At 46.0% G+C, this 18,063-nt stretch carries 21 protein-coding genes and 1 tRNA gene; 14 read left to right on the top strand and 8 right to left on the bottom strand.

The window, feature by feature from the left end:
* Positions 1–193: 193 nt before the first annotated feature.
* The gene (locus tag ASL11_RS15705) at positions 194–1,135 is read right to left on the bottom strand and encodes an aldo/keto reductase family protein (RefSeq protein WP_056615964.1); all 942 of its coding nucleotides are present in this window, start codon (positions 1,133–1,135) and stop codon (positions 194–196) included.
* Between the two features lie 146 nt (positions 1,136–1,281).
* Complete coding sequence (locus tag ASL11_RS15700) at positions 1,282–2,418, bottom strand: GGDEF domain-containing protein (protein WP_063795579.1); 1,137 nt, start codon at positions 2,416–2,418, stop codon at positions 1,282–1,284.
* Positions 2,419–2,591: 173 nt separating this feature from the next.
* On the opposite strand from ASL11_RS15700, the gene ASL11_RS15695 reads away from it, so the two are divergent.
* The 5 genes from ASL11_RS15695 (at position 2,592) to ASL11_RS36510 (ending at position 9,084) form a co-directional block, all read left to right on the top strand.
* Complete coding sequence (locus ASL11_RS15695) at positions 2,592–3,755, top strand: glycosyltransferase family 4 protein (protein ID WP_056615962.1); 1,164 nt, start codon at positions 2,592–2,594, stop codon at positions 3,753–3,755.
* 25 nt (positions 3,756–3,780) lie between these two features.
* Positions 3,781–5,058 (top strand): metallophosphoesterase family protein, encoded by a 1,278-nt coding sequence (locus tag ASL11_RS15690; RefSeq protein ID WP_056615959.1) that lies wholly within the window; start codon positions 3,781–3,783, stop codon positions 5,056–5,058.
* The gene (locus ASL11_RS15685; RefSeq protein ID WP_056615956.1) at positions 5,055–8,276 is read left to right on the top strand and encodes an AAA family ATPase; all 3,222 of its coding nucleotides are present in this window, start codon (positions 5,055–5,057) and stop codon (positions 8,274–8,276) included. The genes ASL11_RS15690 and ASL11_RS15685 overlap by 4 nt, the downstream gene beginning before the upstream one ends.
* A gap of 64 nt (positions 8,277–8,340) precedes the next feature.
* Positions 8,341–8,616, top strand: coding sequence for a hypothetical protein (locus ASL11_RS15680; RefSeq protein WP_056615953.1), 276 nt, complete (start codon positions 8,341–8,343; stop codon positions 8,614–8,616).
* 30 nt (positions 8,617–8,646) lie between these two features.
* Entirely contained in the window at positions 8,647–9,084 is a 438-nt protein-coding gene (locus ASL11_RS36510) for a hypothetical protein (RefSeq protein WP_157256937.1), read from the top strand.
* Here ASL11_RS36510 and ASL11_RS15675 read toward each other — a convergent pair.
* Positions 9,016–10,056 (bottom strand): YkvI family membrane protein, encoded by a 1,041-nt coding sequence (locus ASL11_RS15675; protein WP_056615950.1) that lies wholly within the window; start codon positions 10,054–10,056, stop codon positions 9,016–9,018. The genes ASL11_RS36510 and ASL11_RS15675 overlap by 69 nt on opposite strands.
* Before the next feature lie 144 nt (positions 10,057–10,200).
* On the opposite strand from ASL11_RS15675, the gene ASL11_RS15670 reads away from it, so the two are divergent.
* Positions 10,201–10,836 (top strand): DedA family protein, encoded by a 636-nt coding sequence (locus ASL11_RS15670; protein ID WP_056615947.1) that lies wholly within the window; start codon positions 10,201–10,203, stop codon positions 10,834–10,836.
* A 65-nt stretch (positions 10,837–10,901) separates the two neighbouring features.
* On the opposite strand, the gene ASL11_RS15665 is transcribed toward ASL11_RS15670, so the two are convergent.
* Positions 10,902–11,618, bottom strand: coding sequence for a hypothetical protein (locus tag ASL11_RS15665; RefSeq protein WP_056615944.1), 717 nt, complete (start codon positions 11,616–11,618; stop codon positions 10,902–10,904).
* Between the two features lie 265 nt (positions 11,619–11,883).
* Between ASL11_RS15665 and ASL11_RS15660 the strand changes: the two genes are divergently transcribed.
* Positions 11,884–12,453 (top strand): xanthine phosphoribosyltransferase, encoded by a 570-nt coding sequence (locus tag ASL11_RS15660; RefSeq protein WP_056615941.1) that lies wholly within the window; start codon positions 11,884–11,886, stop codon positions 12,451–12,453.
* A gap of 80 nt (positions 12,454–12,533) precedes the next feature.
* Positions 12,534–12,860 (top strand): hypothetical protein, encoded by a 327-nt coding sequence (locus ASL11_RS15655; protein WP_056615938.1) that lies wholly within the window; start codon positions 12,534–12,536, stop codon positions 12,858–12,860.
* A gap of 73 nt (positions 12,861–12,933) precedes the next feature.
* Here the strand turns inward: ASL11_RS15655 and ASL11_RS15650 are convergent, their stop codons facing one another.
* Complete coding sequence (locus tag ASL11_RS15650) at positions 12,934–13,251, bottom strand: hypothetical protein (protein ID WP_056615935.1); 318 nt, start codon at positions 13,249–13,251, stop codon at positions 12,934–12,936.
* 176 nt (positions 13,252–13,427) lie between these two features.
* On the opposite strand from ASL11_RS15650, the gene ASL11_RS15645 reads away from it, so the two are divergent.
* Both ASL11_RS15645 and ASL11_RS15640 read left to right on the top strand, forming a co-directional pair.
* Positions 13,428–13,691 (top strand): hypothetical protein, encoded by a 264-nt coding sequence (locus tag ASL11_RS15645; protein ID WP_056615932.1) that lies wholly within the window; start codon positions 13,428–13,430, stop codon positions 13,689–13,691.
* On the top strand, positions 13,678–14,490 hold the full coding sequence (locus ASL11_RS15640; RefSeq protein WP_235550478.1) for an adenosylcobinamide amidohydrolase: 813 nt from the start codon (positions 13,678–13,680) through the stop codon (positions 14,488–14,490). Before ASL11_RS15645 ends, ASL11_RS15640 begins: the two co-directional genes overlap by 14 nt.
* Positions 14,491–14,775: 285 nt before the next feature.
* Here the strand turns inward: ASL11_RS15640 and ASL11_RS15635 are convergent, their stop codons facing one another.
* On the bottom strand, positions 14,776–14,961 hold the full coding sequence (locus ASL11_RS15635; RefSeq protein ID WP_056615925.1) for a hypothetical protein: 186 nt from the start codon (positions 14,959–14,961) through the stop codon (positions 14,776–14,778).
* Positions 14,962–15,072: 111 nt separating this feature from the next.
* Here ASL11_RS15635 and ASL11_RS15630 point away from each other — a divergent pair.
* Positions 15,073–15,156 (top strand) — tRNA-Leu (locus ASL11_RS15630).
* Positions 15,157–15,297: 141 nt separating this feature from the next.
* Positions 15,298–15,951, top strand: coding sequence for a Bax inhibitor-1/YccA family protein (locus tag ASL11_RS15625; RefSeq protein ID WP_056615922.1), 654 nt, complete (start codon positions 15,298–15,300; stop codon positions 15,949–15,951).
* 90 nt (positions 15,952–16,041) lie between these two features.
* Here the strand turns inward: ASL11_RS15625 and ASL11_RS15620 are convergent, their stop codons facing one another.
* A complete protein-coding gene (locus ASL11_RS15620) occupies positions 16,042–16,266 on the bottom strand; it encodes a hypothetical protein (protein WP_056615919.1) in 225 nt (74 codons plus the stop codon).
* A 167-nt stretch (positions 16,267–16,433) separates the two neighbouring features.
* On the opposite strand from ASL11_RS15620, the gene ASL11_RS15615 reads away from it, so the two are divergent.
* Together ASL11_RS15615 and ASL11_RS15610 are read left to right on the top strand one after the other, a co-directional pair.
* Positions 16,434–16,715, top strand: coding sequence for a hypothetical protein (locus ASL11_RS15615; protein WP_056615916.1), 282 nt, complete (start codon positions 16,434–16,436; stop codon positions 16,713–16,715).
* Between the two features lie 91 nt (positions 16,716–16,806).
* Positions 16,807–16,998 (top strand): YqzE family protein, encoded by a 192-nt coding sequence (locus ASL11_RS15610; protein WP_056615913.1) that lies wholly within the window; start codon positions 16,807–16,809, stop codon positions 16,996–16,998.
* A gap of 102 nt (positions 16,999–17,100) precedes the next feature.
* On the opposite strand, the gene ASL11_RS15605 is transcribed toward ASL11_RS15610, so the two are convergent.
* Complete coding sequence (locus ASL11_RS15605; protein ID WP_056615910.1) at positions 17,101–18,042, bottom strand: hypothetical protein; 942 nt, start codon at positions 18,040–18,042, stop codon at positions 17,101–17,103.
* Between the last annotated feature and the right edge of the window lie 21 nt (positions 18,043–18,063).

Below are 18,063 nucleotides of genomic sequence, written 5' to 3'. Positions count from 1 at the left end.
AATTAGCTACATATTTTCCATTTAAATCAAATTTCCAAGGTTATTTGCTTAGAATAGCTGTATATTTTCCAGTTATTTCATATTTTTATGTGAAAATCAACCAACCCCACTTAACCATTCAAACACGCAAAAAAACCTGCACAACGGCAGGTTTCTCATAACACGCATATCTCAAAAGTAGCTATAGTTTCCCTTATCCTTGCAGAATCGTCTCAATGCTGCTAAGCACATCATCTGTCAAATGAATGCCGCTAGCGCTGCAATTCTCAACTACTTGCTCTGGTCGGCTCGCACCGACAAGGGCGCTGGATACGTTGTTTTGACGCAGAATCCAAGCGATCGCCAGTTGGGATACCTTAATGCCAAGTTCATCCGCAATACTGGACAGTTGGGCTACTTTATGTAAAGAAGCTTCATTCAGCTGCTTTTCATCCCAATTTTTGCTGCTGGCCCGGCTATCGGCGGCGATTGGCTGCCCTGCACGGTATTTGCCTGTCAGGAGGCCCTGTGCAAGTGGAGAGAACACGACCTGGCCGAAGCCCTTCGTTTCGCCGAGCGGAATGATATCTTTTTCAATGTAGCGATTGAACATATTGTATACGGGCTGATTTACGATCAGCTTATCGAGTAATAACTTATCAGCAAGCGCATAAGCTTCAACAATTTGAGCTGGAGTCCACTCGCTAACGCCAATGTAAAGCACTTTCCCTTGTGTAACTAGGTCATCTAGAGCGCGCAAAGTTTCTTCCAACGGCGTTTCAGTGTCAAAACGGTGACAATAATAAATGTCAATGTAGTCCGCATTCAAGCGTCTTAGGCTAGCTTCAGCTTGCTCTTTAATGTGCTTGCGGGAGAGTCCACGGTCATTAGGACCTTCGCCCATTTTACCAAAAACTTTCGTCGCTAGAACGTAGGATTCCCGAGGATATGCGGATAGGACTTTACCCATAACCTGCTCGGCTTCACCGCGTTCATACACATTGGCTGTATCGAAAAAGTTAACACCCAGATCGTATGCTTGCTCAATGGAACGCACTGCAGGGTCTTCCCCTACATAGCCACCATAAGTAAGCCAACTGCCTAGACTGATTTCACTAACTTTGAGACCACTATTACCAAGTTTCCGATATTGCATGATTTTCATCAGTCTCCTACTCTAATATAGAATTTGTACGGAATTGTCTGTACATGTCTATTATAAGGCATGGAGTGAAAAGACATAAGAACTGAAAAGCAAGTGAGTTACTTACCTCCAGGTGCGGTACTTTACAGCTTAGCGAATTAGGCAAACTTCACAACCTTGTTCTTTCCTGTTGTTTTGGCGCGATACATGGCTTCATCAGCTTGTTTAATAAGGTCTTCCGCACTTAAGCCGTTCTTATATTTGCTATACCCGATACTCGCGGTGACGATCGTTTCTTTCTCAATGCGACTGCGGATTCGCTCTGCGAACGCATCCATTTTCACGCTGGGATCGGATACCAAGATAACCATTTCTTCACCGCCATAACGGCCAGCAATCCCACATTCTTCGGCTTCGTCCTTCATAATTTGCGCAACCTGCTTGAGTACATTATCACCCATTTGATGTCCTTGGGTATCGTTTAACTTTTTGAAATTATCGATATCGCTGAATAAAATGTAAACGGGCAAGTGGCGCTGAACGTGCTGTGTTACACGGTTATAGAAAAACTTGCGATTATAGAGTCGAGTCAAACCGTCCGTTATCGATGAATTGTAGATGGCTTGCATGAGCTCAACGACACGTTCAAAGAGTATCATAAATAAGAGAAAGTAATAAATGACGGGCAGTAGATTGACAGCCAAGATAAGCACAGGCTGCGCATTATCATACACATATGTATTTAGAAGTTGAGACGTCTGGAATAAAAAGTAAACTGTTAAAGCCAGTTGATATTTCATTTGCTGACCGATATAAGGTGGAATCATATAGAAGCAGAGAAAAATGAGCACGAATACATATAACTCAAGTCCAATATTCTGTAGAAGACGAACTTGATGATCTGTCCCGCTATATAGATTTGGAACAATGAAGTGAAGCGTAGAGACGACAAATCCCATGACAATTAAACCGTAGAAAAATGTATATTGTTTGCGGTTCGTGCGATTATATAATTGATAAATTCCCATATTTATAAGTACAAATGAAATAATTTTGAGCATGATCTGCGAATAATCAGCGATGCTCGTGTGGATACCGCTGAGAATGAAATATATTTGAAGCAAACAATGGATACCTACGAAGATGAGCGATATCGTCATGGACATATACGCTTTTTTGCGTCGGTCTAGAAACAAACGCAGGGAGATCACGAACATGAGCGCAACCATGACAACAATCATAGCATGGGATAGAAACGTAGCTAATTCACCGAAAAGTAAATCCATGATGTCCATGAGTTCCTCCAAGTTGGTCTATTTTTCCACAGAAGTAGACTCTATTATAAAGGAAAAAGCGGTTCAGGGATAGAACATTTGTGCTGTTGAGGTTGTGTTCTCTTTTCTATTCGCCCGACACAAGTTACAATAGGAAGTGGTAAGCTCAAGGATTTGGGAGAGGGGCTCATGCAATGAACATATTGCAAGCATTATTTTTCCCCCCGGAACAACCGGGTGGGGTATCATCCATGGTTCCCTATATTTTGGAACGATTTAATAAAAAAGGTTGGGAAATGGAGCTTTTCTCGCTTCCTAAGCGTATTCGCGGCAAGGGATCCGAGGATGTGTTATTCACTACTTTTGATTGGCGGAAGTATGCCGGAAACCCAATTATCGATAAATACATTCAAACCTATAAAGATTATGTATGGTGGACGAAGCTCAGAATTTCTAAGAAATTTGATATTATACATGCCCATCATCCGATTGCTGCACTGGTTATGAAACAAATTTATCCAGATACACCTGTCATTTTGACCATTCACTCCAGTTTTGAGCGAGAGCTTATTTTAAATGGGCGCATTGTTGAGAATGGCGTGGAGCATCAATTTCTAACCCAGATCTACGGTGAGTTAGAAGCGAAAGTGGATCAGATTATCACGGTTTCAAATTCGTTTAAGCAGTACATGGCTGAATATGTGCAGGACAGCGAACGCATTGGCGTCATTCCAAATGGCTTTGATGAGAAGCGATTCCGTCCGATTTCACATGAAAATCAAGTCACGCAATTTATTACGGTTTGTCGTTTAGTTCCTGCGAAGGGCTTGGATACATTGCTGATTGCATGTGGCGAGCTGAAGAAACGCGGACATCCTTTTGTTTTACATATTATTGGTGATGGACCAAGCCGTGAGGAGCTTGAGAAATTAGCTATCGAGCATAATATTTATGAAGATACGATTTTTTATGGGTATATGCTTCATCCAGAAGAATTCATGCCATTCTTTGATGTGTTTGTTTTGCCATCTCGTGCAGAGGCCTTCGGTTCTGTATTCGCAGAAGCAGCGCTGTGCTGGTTAGCTTTGATCGGTACGAATGTTGGCGGGATTGCTGAGCAAATTGAGCATGGTCATAATGGATTGCTTGTACCTGTCGGGGATGCAATGGCCTTGAGCCAGGCTTTGGAGAAAGTCGTAATTGATCCTAGCTTCCGTTACAATTTAGCACGAGCTGCTTGGGAAAAGGCGAAAAAAACCTACTCATTGAATCGTGTGCTTCGTCAGTTGAAAAGTGTGTATGAACGCTATCAAGTAACGGAGCAACCAGGTAAAGAAGAAGCAGGTCAACAGGAATAAAGTTATAAAGGAAGGCGTTAGAGCCATGAAACGACTACGGTTTATACATGCTGCCGATTTGCACTTAGATAGCCCATTTAAAGGCATGTCGGCGCTTCCTGAACGGGTTCGAGAGCGAGTTCGAGAATCGACGTTCGAAGCGTTGAAGGAGCTTGTGGCGCTTGCGATACAAGAAAAGGTGGATTTTGTACTGATTAGCGGGGATGTCTATGACGTATCGGATCGTTCACTGCGGGCACAAATTCGTTTTCAAAAAGCAGTGGAACATTTGGCGATTGTAGGCATTCCTGCTTATATCATACATGGTAATCATGACCCCGAGGATGGACGTGCCGCAAAGTTAGTTTGGCCGGCAGACGTTCATTTTTTTGCGTCTGATCATGTGGAGACCTTACAGGTTGCTAAGAAAGATCGCGGCATAATCGCCGAAATTCATGGGATTTCCTATGGAAGCTCAGCAGTAACAGAGAATCTCGCGTTGAAATTTAAAAGAGGACAAGCAGAAGTGTGTCAGATTGGACTCTTGCATACGAATGTCGATGGAGATCCTCATCATGATAATTATGCTCCTTGCAGCAAGCAGGATTTACTCAATGCTGGCATGCATTACTGGGCACTTGGGCATGTACATACAAGACAGGTTATGAACCTACAGCCAGCGATTGTGTATCCAGGCAACATTCAAGGCAGAAGTATTCGGGAAACTGGGCCTCGCGGCTGTTATCTCGTAAACATCGATGAGAGTGGTCGAGCGGAGCTTATTTTTCACGCGTTAGACACGGTTCGGTGGTTTCAAGAAACACTTTCGGTGAGCTCAATTCCGTCGGAGCAAATATTGAAAGATCGCTTGGGCGATTTATTAGATCGGCTTCGTCAAGACGCTAACGGTCGAGATGGGATTGTGCGCATCGTTTTGGAAGGCCGTAGTGAAATCCATGAACGACTGCGTAAAGGCCGTGCCTTACAAGAATTGATGGATGAGTTAAGAGAAGAGGAAGTGGAGCGGAGCAGCTTCGTGTGGATCGAATCGATCGAAGATCGAACGGCTAGTGAGATTGATCTGGGAGTAGTTCTGGAAGAGAAAAGCTTCCTAGGCGATCTGTTAAGGTATGCGGCGGCGCTGCAAATCGACGAATCCGCCTTGGAGAGCTTCGCAGATGAAGCTCTTGCAGCGCTGCAGGGGATGCCTCAATCTGCAGGAAATCCAGCTGCAGCAACGCCTGAACAGCTGCGCGATTGGCTGCGTTCCGCAGAAGTGCTTGTCGCAGATCTGCTAACCACGGATGGAGGGGGACCTGGATGAGAATTATCGCCATCCAAGTCGATGGATTTGGCAGCTTGCGTGATCGTCAGCTGCATACGGATAGTAATTTGGCTGTTTTCTATGGCGCCAACGAAGCGGGCAAGAGCACGCTCATGGGCTTCGTCCGTGCGGTGCTGTTCGGCTTTCCGACGCGAACGAATCGGTCGGAGCGTTACGAGCCGCTAGGCGGCGGCGCCCACGGGGGCGCGCTAACCCTGCTTGATGAGCAGGGTCAGCACATCCGCGTCGAGCGCTACGACGCGCCCGCCACAGGCGGCAAACGAGCCTCTGCGGGGCTCGTTAAGGTTACGCTCGCCGATGGCACCACCGGCGGGGAAGAGCTGCTGAACACGCTGCTGGGCGGCCTCTCGGCCGATCTCTATCGCAGCTTGTTCGCTTTTGGTTTAACCGAGCTGCAGGAGCTTCGCTCCCTACAGACGGACGAGCTCAGCGGCTATCTGTATAGCGCTGGGCTTGGTGTAAGTGGCTCGGCCATCATGGAGGCCGAGCGCAAGCTGACGGCGCAGGCCGACGGCCTGTACAGACCCCGCGGACGCAATCAGGAGATGAACCGTCTCCTGAAGGAGCTCGAGGGTCTGGAGCAGTCGCTGCGCCGCAGCCGGGATGGCGCAGCCGACTACGATCGGCTGCAAGAAGAGCGCCGCGCCGCGGAGGCGCGCGCTGCTGCCCTGGAGGGGCAGCAGGAGGCGCTGCGCGCGGAGCTGCACAAGCTCGGCCTGGCCGGCAAGGCGCGCAGCGGCTGGCTCCGCTTGCGGCAGATCGGCCGCGAGCTGGAGGGCCTGCCAGCGCGGCCGGGCTTCCCAGAGCAAGCCACCGCAAGGCTGGAGACGCTCGAGGCCGAGCAGGAGCGCCTCCAAGCGGATCGCGACAAGTTGCAGCTGCGTGTGCAGAGCTTGAGCGGAGAGCTGGCTGCGCTCCTGCTGGAGCCGAAAGTACTCGCGCATCAAATCGAGCTGAACCACTTGCTAGAGCAAACGGCTAGCTATGAGGAGAATAAGCGACAGATTGAGCAGCTCCAGGTTGAGGTTGCACATCAACGTACTCAAGTGGATAGACTGCTAGCCAATTTGGATGTGCAATGGGATGAAACCGATGTCACTTCATTCGCTGTGACGATTTCACTTCGTGAACAAGTGCGTACATATAAAGAGCAATTCAGCAATCGCTCCGAACTTGAACTGCGCATTGGAGCAGAATTGGACAGTTTACATACGCAAGTAAATCGTGGACAAGAGCAGGTCGGTCATCTTGAAACGGCATGCAAAGGTTTACAAGCAAACACGGAGTCGATGGACGCTGATCCATATATTTTATTACAGAAATTGGCTTCGGATTATGGGCGTTGGCAGCTAGTATCAAGTCAATTTACACATTTGCAAGAACGCCAAGCAGAGCAAAATCTCCACCTGCAAAGTCTCGAAGATGCAACGAAAGCCGGCAGAGAGGCAACGCGTGTATTTCGTCAACGGATGATGATCGCAGCAGGCTTTCTAGCACTTGTCACTCCGTTACTTATCGGATGGCAGGGGAACTGGCTCGCAGCTGCATGTGTTTTCCTTATTTTCGCTGGAGTGACTTGCTATATTTGGCTTATGAGTCGTCAAGTGGAAGGGAGCAGAGCAGCTCGTGCCATGTCCTCAACCATTGTCCAAGATCATCGCTTGGAGCAGGAACTGGGGCAGCTGGAACGCCGCATTCAGGAGCAGCTGCGCCATTTTGAGCAAGTCCACTATCAACAATCTAATCTTCAAGAAGCGGCTGCGGCTACAGAATTTACTAAACATGGATCCTATCGAAATGCGAGTGTGTCAATTCAAGATCTTCAGCCACATCTGGATGCTTGGTTCCGTGAGGTAGATCAGGGTAAGCATCTACATAGTGAGCAGCTTCGTAAGCTCGAGAAATTAAGGGATGCACGAGAACATTTGCAGCTGCTTCAGCAGCAAGTTGAGCAGCGTGTCCGCTACGCAAACGAAGTCAAAAAAGACACTCTTCAGATACACAAGGCATGGGAGGAATGGTTGCACAGTCTAGGGGTAGGCTCACATCTATCAACAGATGCCTTGCTAGAAACGATTCAGGTCATCGAGTTAGCTCAAGATGGGCTGCGTCAACTTCACAAAATGACTTTCAAGTTAGACATGTTAAAGGAAAATGTTCATACCTTTGAAGAAACGGTTCGAAAACTGCTTGAATTGCCTCCGTCCAATCAAGATTATTTGTTTGCATTGAAGCGGTGGAAAGAAGATGAGCAGCGGCAGCACGTTCATATCGCGGAACGCAGACAAACAGAACAGTTGATCGCTGAGACGGAACAAATGCTTCTGCTGGTTCAGCAACACATGGATCGGATACAGGCGCGTCTTCATCAACTCTTACAGGATGCATCAGCGCAAGACGGTGAGCACCTGCGAATTTTGGAACGGGAACAGCTGGAACGCAAGAAGCTTGAAGATGAAAGCAGCGTACTTGAAGCCTCCTTGGAATCGTTATTAAGCCGTTCATTAATGGCGAGCTTTATAGAGTTGATGGAATCACAGGGAGAAGAAGATCTGGCTCTTCTAGCTGCTTCGCTGCAACAGAAGCTGTCGGAGACTATCAAGCAAACGAATGAGCACAGAGAAGTCATTGGCAAGATGTCGGGGCAGATTGAGAAGCTGGAGCAGGGGGCTGAAGCGGCGAATCTGCGACTGCAGGCGGAAGGGATTCGAACGACGTTATCTCAGCAAGTAAATCAATATGCGGTAGCTTCATTTGCTGCGCTTTTATTGAAAAAGGCGCGTGATATGTACGAAAAGGATCGTCAACCAGGCGTACTGTTGCGGGCTTCTGCGTATTTCGCAATGATGACGAACGGAGCATTCGAAGCTGTTAAGGCACCATTTGGAGAGCAAAGATTACTAGCAGTAAGAGCAAATGGACAACAAGTGGACACGAATCAACTTAGTCGCGGGACAGCTGAGCAATTGTATTTATCCATGCGTTTTGCGCTTGTAGAAGAGTATGGCGGCAAAGCCATTTTACCGTTGGTTTTGGACGATATTCTCGTGAATTTCGATGAGGAACGGATGGAAAGTTGTTTGCGTGTACTCGCGGATTTGAGTAAGCGTCATCAGGTTCTGCTATTTACCTGTCATGGGCATGTGCGCGATGCGGCAGCACATGTAATTCCTGATCACCTGTATATTCAATTATAGTGGTTGTCCGAAATGGACTTTTTGAACACGCTCTTATAGAAACATGGGATGGGAGGCATCGAACGTGGAAGGAAACGATAAGAGGAAGGATCACCGAGAAATTTCCTATCAAGTCGGTTGGAAAAAAGGCAAGATTCAGTGGAATGAGGGAGCGACAGACGCACTACGAGCTCATAAGAGCAACCAAGAGGACGGGGAGATGGAGAGGAAAAGTCTGCAGGTGCTGTGGTTTCCTGCGATGAAGCTTCCTCATATGATGATCCTTCCGTTGCTTTATGCGCTCCCAGTTATTAGCTTCGGCTGCACGTTATTGCTCATCTACGGCTTGCGTCAACACTAGCTCAAGGTCAGATGAAAGGAGGGCACATGAATGAATTTATTTTTAGCTATTCTAGGTGCTGTGGTTGGTCTGTTTGTGACAGGTGCCGGCATCTTTACTGCTTGGACGGTGCATCAGCTATGGAGGCAGCAAGCTGCCTCGCCAAGAGCTGTCGGCCAAGCCCAGATTGCGGTTACCTATTTCTCCAGGTGGACGATCATGGATTACTCTGTCGTTGGTTTATTTTGTATAGGACTTCTACTTATGATCGCCATGCTAGTGGCTGTTGGGCGAGATCATACGGAAATCGTGAATTTCCATTGGGCTTATTTGCTTACAGGTATTATCTTTTCTGCGATGGGAATGCTGCTATTGTTCATACGGTTGATTATCGTACTCAGCTTCCCGTCTGGGAATGCCCTACAGCGTACTTCGGCGATTACGCCAGATCATCAAGACGAGCCAAACGACACTCACGACGCCAAATAGCGGGTATAAAGCGGTTAACAGCGTTTTAAAACCAATGTGGCTGATGGCATAGCTGAGAAGTAAAATGACGATGAGCAACAATTTGGGAGGTATTTTGATTCGTTGCTGGAGCTGCATGGATAAGCCATAGGCATCCCCAATAAAGGTCGTGAAAATTTCGCCATAAATAACGAGTAAATAGGCGACTTGCGGGAAATAGCCTAGTTTGGTCATAATATTTCCCATTGGGATTTCAAATTGTGCGATGCCCGGCATTTGTGCGGAAAGTGCATAATGTGCTGCTAGTAGAAGTAACCCAATGCCTGCACCTCCAAGCAAGCCACCCCAATAGAGCACAGAGCGATCGCGAATCGCGCCTCCCATTGGAACGAGTACAGCTTGTGCCATGGCCAAATTAAAGGCAGTGTAAAGAAATGGTGCAAACCAAACGCGAACAAGAGAATCTTCGCTTGAGATACGCAGCCAGTTGCCAGACGTAGGTGAATGCCAGGTGTACACGACAATGATGAAACTGAAGAGCAGCATAATGGGGACAACAATTGAGTTTACGGTCATGATGGCTTTGATCCCACGCGTTAGAATGACATAAGAAAGTACGAGTGTGATTAGAAGCCCCGTAGTGTAGGAGAGGTGGAGCTGCTCTTCAAAAACCGTGCCTGCTCCTGCTAACATAACAGTTGTAATGCCAAAAAGAACAACCATCATAAATAAACTAATCCATTTTCCGATTTTTTCTCCAAAAAGAACTTTATTCAAATCCTCATAGGATTCTGCTTTCAAGTCATGTGCCATAAGCATAAGTTGTATGCCAATCCATATGAATAATACGGTTGATAAAGCGATCGTAAAAGTAGCGAGCGAACCATAGCGAGTGAAAAATTGAAGAATTTCTTGCCCGGAAGCAAACCCAGCCCCAACAACGGTTCCGATGTAGGTGAAGGCGACACGGACAATCTGTGCGTGATTTCGCATATATTGCCTCGCTTTCTTTCGTTTGATATAGTACAAGGTATGTTTGTACGTAAGCTTGCATGACTGTAACTTAGGACGAGATTTGTTTAAGTCCCATTGTGCAGCTAAGAGGCAGTTGAAGTTAAACTCAGGAGAGTGTAGGTTGTGAAGGAATTCCTGTTTGATTTTATTAGCCAATATGGCTATGTTGCCTTATATCTCTTGTTGTCCGCTGGGATGCTTGGCGTGCCAATTCCTGATGAGACCTTGATGGTCTTTATCGGTTCTTTGACCGCTTTGGGAGGTCCTTTTGACTTCGGTCCCACACTTGCCGTTATTTATGCAGGGACAATGACAGGCATGACGGTTAGTTATTTCATTGGTCATCGTGTAGGTAAACCGTTTCTCAATCGGTATGGCAAATGGGTAAAGCTGACACCGAGCCGAATCGAGAGAGCAGAAGGCTGGTTTAAGAAATACGGTCTGTGGACGGTTTTCTTTGGTTATTTCGTACCTGGCGTACGTCATTTCACTTGTTATTTGTCTGGTGTAAGCGGCGTGAAGTTTTATAAGTATATTTTGTATGCGGGAACTGGGGCGCTGCTCTGGTGTACAACCTTTGTGACGCTGGGCCGATTTATCGGCAATAATTTTGAAAGTTTTTTACATTTGTTTCATACCTATATGGGTATTTCGTTATTCATTGTGGTCATACTAGCTGCTATTGGCGTATTGATCTATCTTCGTTTTCGCAAGCATCATATTGTTATACTGAAGCGAAAGCCGAAAAAAAGACCATGATTTCAACCTATAAGGCTGAATTCATGGTCTTCTGTTTGATTGTGTAAGTGACTTTGTGTAAGTGACTACGAATTTGCAAAAAGCTTAATGGATTGGATCGTATTGTCATGAGGATCGATATCGATCTTAAGTAAAGTGCCTTGCGATTTATAAGAAAGCACATAGGTGGAGTTCGAATCAGGTTTGCCTAGGATGGCAATTGCATCCTGCTGACTTTGTCCTAAACGTAAGCCATGTAACCCTGGGTCAATATCTATCGAGTGCACATCTACGAATTCAAGCGTTCCTTTGCTATTGAAACCAACCGAAAAGTCGTTGAAATCATAAACTTCAATGTTGTCTTCTTCCATAACGAATTGCTTCTTCACTTTACCAAATCGCTCCAAGACTGAAGCTTTTGGGGTGCCTAGCTTTAATCCCATCAAGGTCGGCTTTTCTTGCTGGTAAGCATCTTCAGCTTTAACCTTCGGTTTAGCGGTCGGTTTTGGACTTGTGTACACTTGCGATGCGGGTATATCACCTTGATCTACTTTGGTAATACCAGCTACTTGTGCCTCATGCTTCATGCTTTCGTCTACCGAAGGTGTAGCTGTCGGAGTAGCGACGGTAATCGGAGGCAAGGATTCCTGGTTAACCTGTGAAGGTACATATGTTGAAGTTACGTCTATGGTAGCCTTTGGAGCAGGAGCAGATGATTCTTGGCATCCAGTCACCAAGAATGATGCAATTGCAACAGGCATACAGCCTATAAGAATGGGTTTAATTAGGTTGTTCATTGCCATCTATCCTTTCCTCCGAAGAGTAGTTGTTGTGAAAATAGTAGTAAGATTAATGATACTGTTTTATCGAAGGTTTTCAATGCATCTTCGTGCCCAAATGTGAGCAATTCTAGAACGAATTCCAATTGAATGAAATCCTTATATATATATAGACACTATAGAAGACCAAAAAGTTTCAGTGTTTTTTGTTATTTTCTAAATGGACTTGAAAGAGGCGGGAGCAATATGGTAACTTACTCATAATAGAAAGCTATAGGGGGCCGATTTCATGGAGTTATTAAAACAGCGGATCTTAGAGGTCGGCGTCGTTGCTTCTGATCAAGTACTTAAGCTTGATGCTATCCTGAATCACCAGGTAGATCCTGTTCTCATCATGGAGATGGGGAAAGAATTTGCAAGATTGTTTAGAGAAACAAAGCCAGACAAAGTGTTGACTGTAGAATCTTCCGGCATTCCTATTGCGTATACGACGGCTTTGCAACTTGGCGTTCCAATGGTATTTGCTCGCCGCAAGAAGACGTTGACGATGGATCAAGATACGTATAGTGAACGTGTTCCTTCTTTTACCAAAGGAATTGTTACTGATATTATGGTGTCCTCGCATTTGCTGGGAAAAGGGGAGCGTATCCTGTTGATTGATGACTTTATCGCCAACGGGGATGCTGCACGCGGCTTGATTCGCATTGTGGAAAAAGCAGAAGCAGAGCTTGTAGGAGTCGGAATTGTTGTTGAGAAATCCTTTCAAAATGGCGGTAAATCCATTCGTGAACGTGGTATTCGCGTAGAGTCACTTGCTCGAATTGCTTCACTTGCAAACGGGAAGATCACTTTTGACTGATTTTACATCATGAGAATGACTTCCCTGAAACCGATTTATCCTTTATAATGATTACAAGGTAAGAGAGGAGGCTGACATCTATGGGTATCGAAAATGGTTCCATTGACTATTTTATGACAAAGCTAGGGGAAGCAAAGACTCACTTTGAACGTGCGCTTGATTGTAAACATACAGAGTTTGATGACCTGTATCCGTATATGATTGAACACCCTCAATTTTTCTGGTATAAGCGCTATGTAGCCTGGTCCGAGTTGTTAACAATCGTGAAGCTTTGTACAGAGCTAACAATCGAGTGGGAGCAGCAGTTCTCTGTTGCACAATCGGATTATATTAAGAAACGTGTGATGTCAAGCAAAGTCCTTGATTTCTGGTTTGAAACGAACGATTCGAAAGAGCATGTAAGTTAAATAAACCATATATGACAAAAGGCCAATGAATTCCATAGGGATTCTTGGCCTTTTAATTTGTAGCAAATTAGGGTCAAATGCCATTTTCCAAAACGTTCATCGTTTCGATATGCCGCTTCGTTTGTTCCGAACCAAGCCGGTGCAGCGTACGATACACTTCGGTTAAATAGTAATCATATTCCTGATTTGTTTCGTTGGAGTAATATACTTTCCAGGGGAGCCAGGAAGTTGCGTAGCTGCCTTGAGACGAATTGTCGGTTTCCTCAAAAAGCTCCTGCAGCTTGGCGATATCATCTTCCGTTGCGGATATTTCGAATTCATAATCAAGTGCTGTGCTGTCTTCGAGTACTTCTCCCGTGCCTACATTGACGTAGTACGTTCTCTTCTCCATTGTAATATCCCCCTTACGGTAGGCATGAGTTAGCCTTTGCCTTATCGCGTGCCTCGTCCTCGTTAAGTTAACCGAAGATGTGTGGATTTATGTAAAGTTTCATCGAATCTCGAATTGGTGTATGCTTAGGAAGGATAGATGATTTTAAACATGCCTATAATGGAGGTGCTACATAGATGATTACAGAAGAACAATTGGATCAATATCGCGTAGATAGCACACTGCTGCGTGTCATTCGAGATGTCAGCCCAGCGAACGATGTACGTGGCATTGTTGTGGCTTGGGATGATGAGACGGTTCTTATTCGCAAAAAAAATCGGAGAGTCGTCAAGCTTGCCCGTGGATACGTGTATCAGCCTTATGAGAATGAAAGGCCGCCAGCGTTCATGTTGCCTCAGGAAACGATAGCGCCGGATGATCTATCCGATGATGCAGAGTGAGAGAGAGGGAACTTCAGCTAGAAGTTTAATTGCTGGTGTTGGGATGAAGCAAGTGGTATCGCCACACGGACGATATATGCAGATTACAAGCGAAAATCCCTTGCGAACCTTGAATTCCTCTCCGTGGGGTGGTGGTTTTGGTCACCACCGGGTGTTGATGAACCGACAAGTGGACAAGACGTATAACGAGACCGACCCGTTGGTGGAGATGGAGGTTTTTATTGCTCGAGAAGGGCTGGAGCCTCAAGATACGGCTGGGATGCTCACCGCGGCGTGGGTGAGTGATGTTGGATTTAGTGAGTTAGCATGGCCTCTTGAGGAAGAACCTAGTGATCAGCGTGAAGAGGCGGTAAGCGAGGTAAACGAGCTAAATGAGGACGAATCACTTCGTGTTGCTGCATGGGTGACTGTCGGGCTGGGGAATAAAGCACGAGCAGGAGCTATATTACCAACGACTTCGCTTTATCCAGGTACGATTAATACGATCGTTGTCATCGAAGGTCATTTGACAGATGCGGCGATGGTAAATGCGGTTATTACCGCGACGGAAGCGAAAGCTGCCGCTTTGCAGTCATTGCATATTACCGTGGATGGTCAAATCGCAACAGGAACGACGACAGATGCCGTGTTGATTGCGGCAACGGGCAGAGGAACAACCTACCGCTATGCAGGTACAGCAACGACGCTGGGGTACTTGATTGGTAGAACGGTGCATGAAGCTATCCTAGCTTCTGGCCAGTTATATGAGTTAGAAATGAGCAAGCGCGCTGCGGCGCATTCGCAGGGGGAGGGTGCGTAAGCACGCTTACAGCGGCGAAAAGGATGAACGGTGGCAGAAATAGTTGCACATTTGCACGCATTTTAGTTTGATAAGGAATTTCAATAAAAAAAGGATGTACTTTCGCACTTTTGCATATTTCAAAGCAACATTCACGATGCGAACAGGGCGGTTTAGAGAAATTTCTTCCTGGTGTGTTGCATAACCAAGTCACCGAAGAACGTTTCGTTTTTTTTAAAATGCAAAAAAGAGGGCCCTCGCCACATAGATGGCTTTAGGGACCCCCTCGTTGGTTAAGTATACAGCTTACGTTCTGCGGAACACACCATAACCGAGTCCTGCCGCAAACGCGTCGATATCAGAGAGATCGTCATCTTCATTCTCGTTTTTGAAATTCGGATCATGGACGATCCCCTCTGCTTCACCCTCGGTCAAATGACGCTGATTGCCCGTATATTTCGGCTCTAGTGCTTTGATTTCTTCTTCATTCATAGGTCATACCTCCTTTGGGATTAGGTTTAGGAAGTGGTCACCGAATTATACCTAGTGACAAAAGTTTCATTGACGAGCTTTTATGTCACATGGTATATTAATTTTGTAAACGCGATCATGGCGGAATTGGCAGACGCGCACGGTTCAGGTCCGTGTGGGCTTACCCCCGTGGAGGTTCGAGTCCTCTTGATCGCATCGCTCGAAACACCCTTTTCTGACTTCTCAGAGAAGGGTGTTTTCATGTCCAACAGTACCCCTGTAGCGGTTTTCATGAATTACAGGTATAATACATAGGATAGATTGTACATTTCTTTATATCTAAAGGAGCTGAATTTGATGGATAGAACCGTTACGATTACACAATCCGGCAGCTTTGCACATGTGCTTCAAACGTTTGCCATTTCCCTATTGGTTTCATTTCTTGGAACATTGATCGGAGCGATGGTTGTCCCGCCATCCATGGTTATGCTTTTCGTCATTGCAGAGGTCGCGATGCTGGTAGCCGCTATCGTGATTCGTATTCGCGGCAAAAATATTGGCTACGGCTTTCTCTACGCATTTACAGCCATTTCGGGGGTCACGCTATATCCGGTCATCATGGCGTACGGTGGTCAACTGGGGGCTAGTGTGGTGTCGGGTGCTTTTTTTGCAACGGCAGCAATTTTTGGCTCATTGGCCTTCTATGCTCACCGCTCCCAACGTGACTTTAGCTTCTTAGGTGGATTCTTATTTGCAGGAACGATTGGACTTGTGCTAATGAGTGTGCTCGGCATGTTCTTACACTTTGGATCCATGATGAATTTGGTATGGTCCATGGTGGGGATTCTGATCTTCAGCGGCTGGGTGCTCTATGATGTAGCTCAATATCGTAACGGTGTCGCAGCGGAAGCCGTTCCACTTGCTGCTTTGAATATTTATCTTGATTTTATTAACTTGTTCCTATACATTTTGCGATTCATCGCTTCTATCGCGGGAATCAACAGAAACTAAACATCGGGTCAACATTCGATGGAAAAAAGCACGATGGCTCCGAACCACTGGAAGGTGGGGGAGTGCATCGTGCTTTTTTTTGCTGCCCGCTTAAGCTTTGCTTGGCAGCTTTTTCGTATGAAAAAAAGGAATATCTCCTCGAAAGCTGCGATTGATTTCCAGCAGGGTATAGATTAACTGGGTCAAATCTGTATGGTTCATACGAATTGTTATAGGGGAAGAATCCCGTTCTGACTTCAATCGGATCTCGAGTCTTAGATTGACTTCATCCATATAAACTTCAAGTTGCTCGGTTGCAAGCATTAGTTCCCACATTCAAACCAACACCTCTTTCTCTCTCTAGTTACTCTAGCTTATGTTTGTTGGACGAGATTAGAAGCAATTGCAACGATTCGAAAATAGGCTTTTTATTGAAATAAGCACGATTTATGCTCTTGCCTCATACAATTTAATGATCCTATTTGAAAGAGGTGAGAAAACCTATGGCAACTTGTAGCACATGGATGTATAAAGGGATTTCGCCTTCCGTATTCAGAGCATTGCAGCAGGTAGGCAGGAGGCAGGGGTTTGCTATTCCTAACACAGCATCAGGCAAATTTACGATTTCAGTCGTCAGCATGAATGTTGGCTTCCAATATGCCTGGGATACGAATGCTCAAACCTTGCTGTTGCAATGCGATAATAAGCCGATGCTGTTAGGCTGTGGCACAATTAAATCCTTTGCAGATAAAATTATTGCTGAGAGCGGCGGAAGACCAGGGTGAATGGCAATAAGTAAGGGGCCTGCCACCTGTCTTCGTGTAGTTTAAAGCCTTGTTGCTCTGGTAACAATAAGGGTAAAAGGCAGGTGGGCGTATGGCAAAAAGCGATGATCTTGTGAAGTACATAACCCAACAAGTCGTTACCTATATCGACACACCGAAGGAAGTTCGTCAACAAGCCAAGGCATCGATGAAGGAACAACGTGAGGGTTGGCAGACACGGTGGTTTGGGATGCTGCCATTAGCAACGCGGATGTTGTTTGGGCGGACGAAGTCGAGAAAATGAGCTTGGTTAAATGTGCGAAAAGTGGCTGGTCACTTGTAGAATCTTCTACTTGTGATCAGCCACTTTTTATTGTGAATCAGATAGCAGTTTGGTTCCCTCTGATTACGGATAGATCTTCCCAAGCGCTAGCGAAGCATCCAATCCTACATACCGCGGGCCATCATGTTCGAGTATGAGATAGTTATCCCCATATATCCATTGTTGATAACCTAACACAGTTAACGGCATCGTCACCTGACCATCATACAACTCCGTGACATAGGTTAGATCACCTTGCTGCTCAAGGGCAATCTTGAGCTCAGGCAAGGTTGACACTTGCAAGGGTGTGCCTTTAATCCAAGGCATCCGTTCATAGGGATCAAATGGGGGGCGTAACAAGCTTTGAGCAGTACCATGCGATAAATCGGTTGAGACACTCAAATCATACGCCGTTCGTGGGGGTGGGTCCTCCGTCAGCGGAAGCATTTCCCCTGATTTGGCGTCGAGATAATAGGTCTCGCCATCCAGCACGATTTTCCAAATAGAAGTAAGGGTATCCATATATAAGCGGTCTTCAATGATCGTTTCATTTTGCACAAAATCGTCGTATAAGGTTGTAGAAGGGATGAGTTCTTGTTGTATCAAAGAGCGATACAACGTAGCTAAACTAAAGAGCGGAGATTTGCCTGTCCCATATTCGGTCAAACGGAAACCGCCAGAGTCGGTGGCATGCACAATCATGTAGCCCACTTCTTGACCTTGATCGGAGAGGATGACGACCCAACCATGGGTGCCAGGCCCAAGTGGATAGCTGTTCCAGCGTGCGTTTAGCCAACCTGCAAAACCATCTTCCTTCGCAAGCGTCGACTGCCACTTACTGATTGTTGAACCGAATGATGATGTACTCGTCAAGTCCGGTGTTGAAGCTGCTGCTTTAGGTTCCTTCACTTGCGCCTGTGTAGGGCTTGTCCCGACTATGTTGTCAACAGCTGAAGTGTGTAAGGGCATGAAGCCAATACTGCACAAAATAATACAAGTGGCTGTCCAAGTGGTCCACGACTTCATCTTCGTTCACCTGCCTCTCGC

It is taken from the genome of Paenibacillus sp. Soil750, assembly GCF_001428045.1.
Lineage (GTDB): Bacteria > Bacillota > Bacilli > Paenibacillales > NBRC-103111 > Paenibacillus_E > Paenibacillus_E allorhizoplanae.
Note: the sequence above shows the minus strand (reverse complement) of the source record. Positions and strands in the feature narration are given on the sequence as shown.

What these genes read in the sequence shown, in the direction of transcription:
- ASL11_RS15705 (WP_056615964.1), bottom strand. Translation starts at nt 1,135, where the DNA reads ATGCAATATCGGAAACTTGGTAATAGTGGTCTCAAAGTTAGTGAAATC.
- ASL11_RS15700 (WP_063795579.1), bottom strand. Translation starts at nt 2,418, where the DNA reads ATGGACATCATGGATTTACTTTTCGGTGAATTAGCTACGTTTCTATCC.
- ASL11_RS15695 (WP_056615962.1), top strand. Translation starts at nt 2,592, where the DNA reads ATGAACATATTGCAAGCATTATTTTTCCCCCCGGAACAACCGGGTGGG.
- ASL11_RS15690 (WP_056615959.1), top strand. Translation starts at nt 3,781, where the DNA reads ATGAAACGACTACGGTTTATACATGCTGCCGATTTGCACTTAGATAGC.
- ASL11_RS15685 (WP_056615956.1), top strand. Translation starts at nt 5,055, where the DNA reads ATGAGAATTATCGCCATCCAAGTCGATGGATTTGGCAGCTTGCGTGAT.
- ASL11_RS36510 (WP_157256937.1), top strand. Translation starts at nt 8,647, where the DNA reads ATGAATTTATTTTTAGCTATTCTAGGTGCTGTGGTTGGTCTGTTTGTG.
- ASL11_RS15675 (WP_056615950.1), bottom strand. Translation starts at nt 10,056, where the DNA reads ATGCGAAATCACGCACAGATTGTCCGTGTCGCCTTCACCTACATCGGA.
- ASL11_RS15665 (WP_056615944.1), bottom strand. Translation starts at nt 11,618, where the DNA reads ATGGCAATGAACAACCTAATTAAACCCATTCTTATAGGCTGTATGCCT.
- ASL11_RS15660 (WP_056615941.1), top strand. Translation starts at nt 11,884, where the DNA reads ATGGAGTTATTAAAACAGCGGATCTTAGAGGTCGGCGTCGTTGCTTCT.
- ASL11_RS15655 (WP_056615938.1), top strand. Translation starts at nt 12,534, where the DNA reads ATGGGTATCGAAAATGGTTCCATTGACTATTTTATGACAAAGCTAGGG.
- ASL11_RS15650 (WP_056615935.1), bottom strand. Translation starts at nt 13,251, where the DNA reads ATGGAGAAGAGAACGTACTACGTCAATGTAGGCACGGGAGAAGTACTC.
- ASL11_RS15645 (WP_056615932.1), top strand. Translation starts at nt 13,428, where the DNA reads ATGATTACAGAAGAACAATTGGATCAATATCGCGTAGATAGCACACTG.
- ASL11_RS15640 (WP_235550478.1), top strand. Translation starts at nt 13,678, where the DNA reads ATGATGCAGAGTGAGAGAGAGGGAACTTCAGCTAGAAGTTTAATTGCT.
- ASL11_RS15635 (WP_056615925.1), bottom strand. Translation starts at nt 14,961, where the DNA reads ATGAATGAAGAAGAAATCAAAGCACTAGAGCCGAAATATACGGGCAAT.
- ASL11_RS15625 (WP_056615922.1), top strand. Translation starts at nt 15,298, where the DNA reads ATGGATAGAACCGTTACGATTACACAATCCGGCAGCTTTGCACATGTG.
- ASL11_RS15620 (WP_056615919.1), bottom strand. Translation starts at nt 16,266, where the DNA reads ATGTGGGAACTAATGCTTGCAACCGAGCAACTTGAAGTTTATATGGAT.
- ASL11_RS15615 (WP_056615916.1), top strand. Translation starts at nt 16,434, where the DNA reads ATGGCAACTTGTAGCACATGGATGTATAAAGGGATTTCGCCTTCCGTA.
- ASL11_RS15610 (WP_056615913.1), top strand. Translation starts at nt 16,807, where the DNA reads ATGGCAAAAAGCGATGATCTTGTGAAGTACATAACCCAACAAGTCGTT.
- ASL11_RS15605 (WP_056615910.1), bottom strand. Translation starts at nt 18,042, where the DNA reads ATGAAGTCGTGGACCACTTGGACAGCCACTTGTATTATTTTGTGCAGT.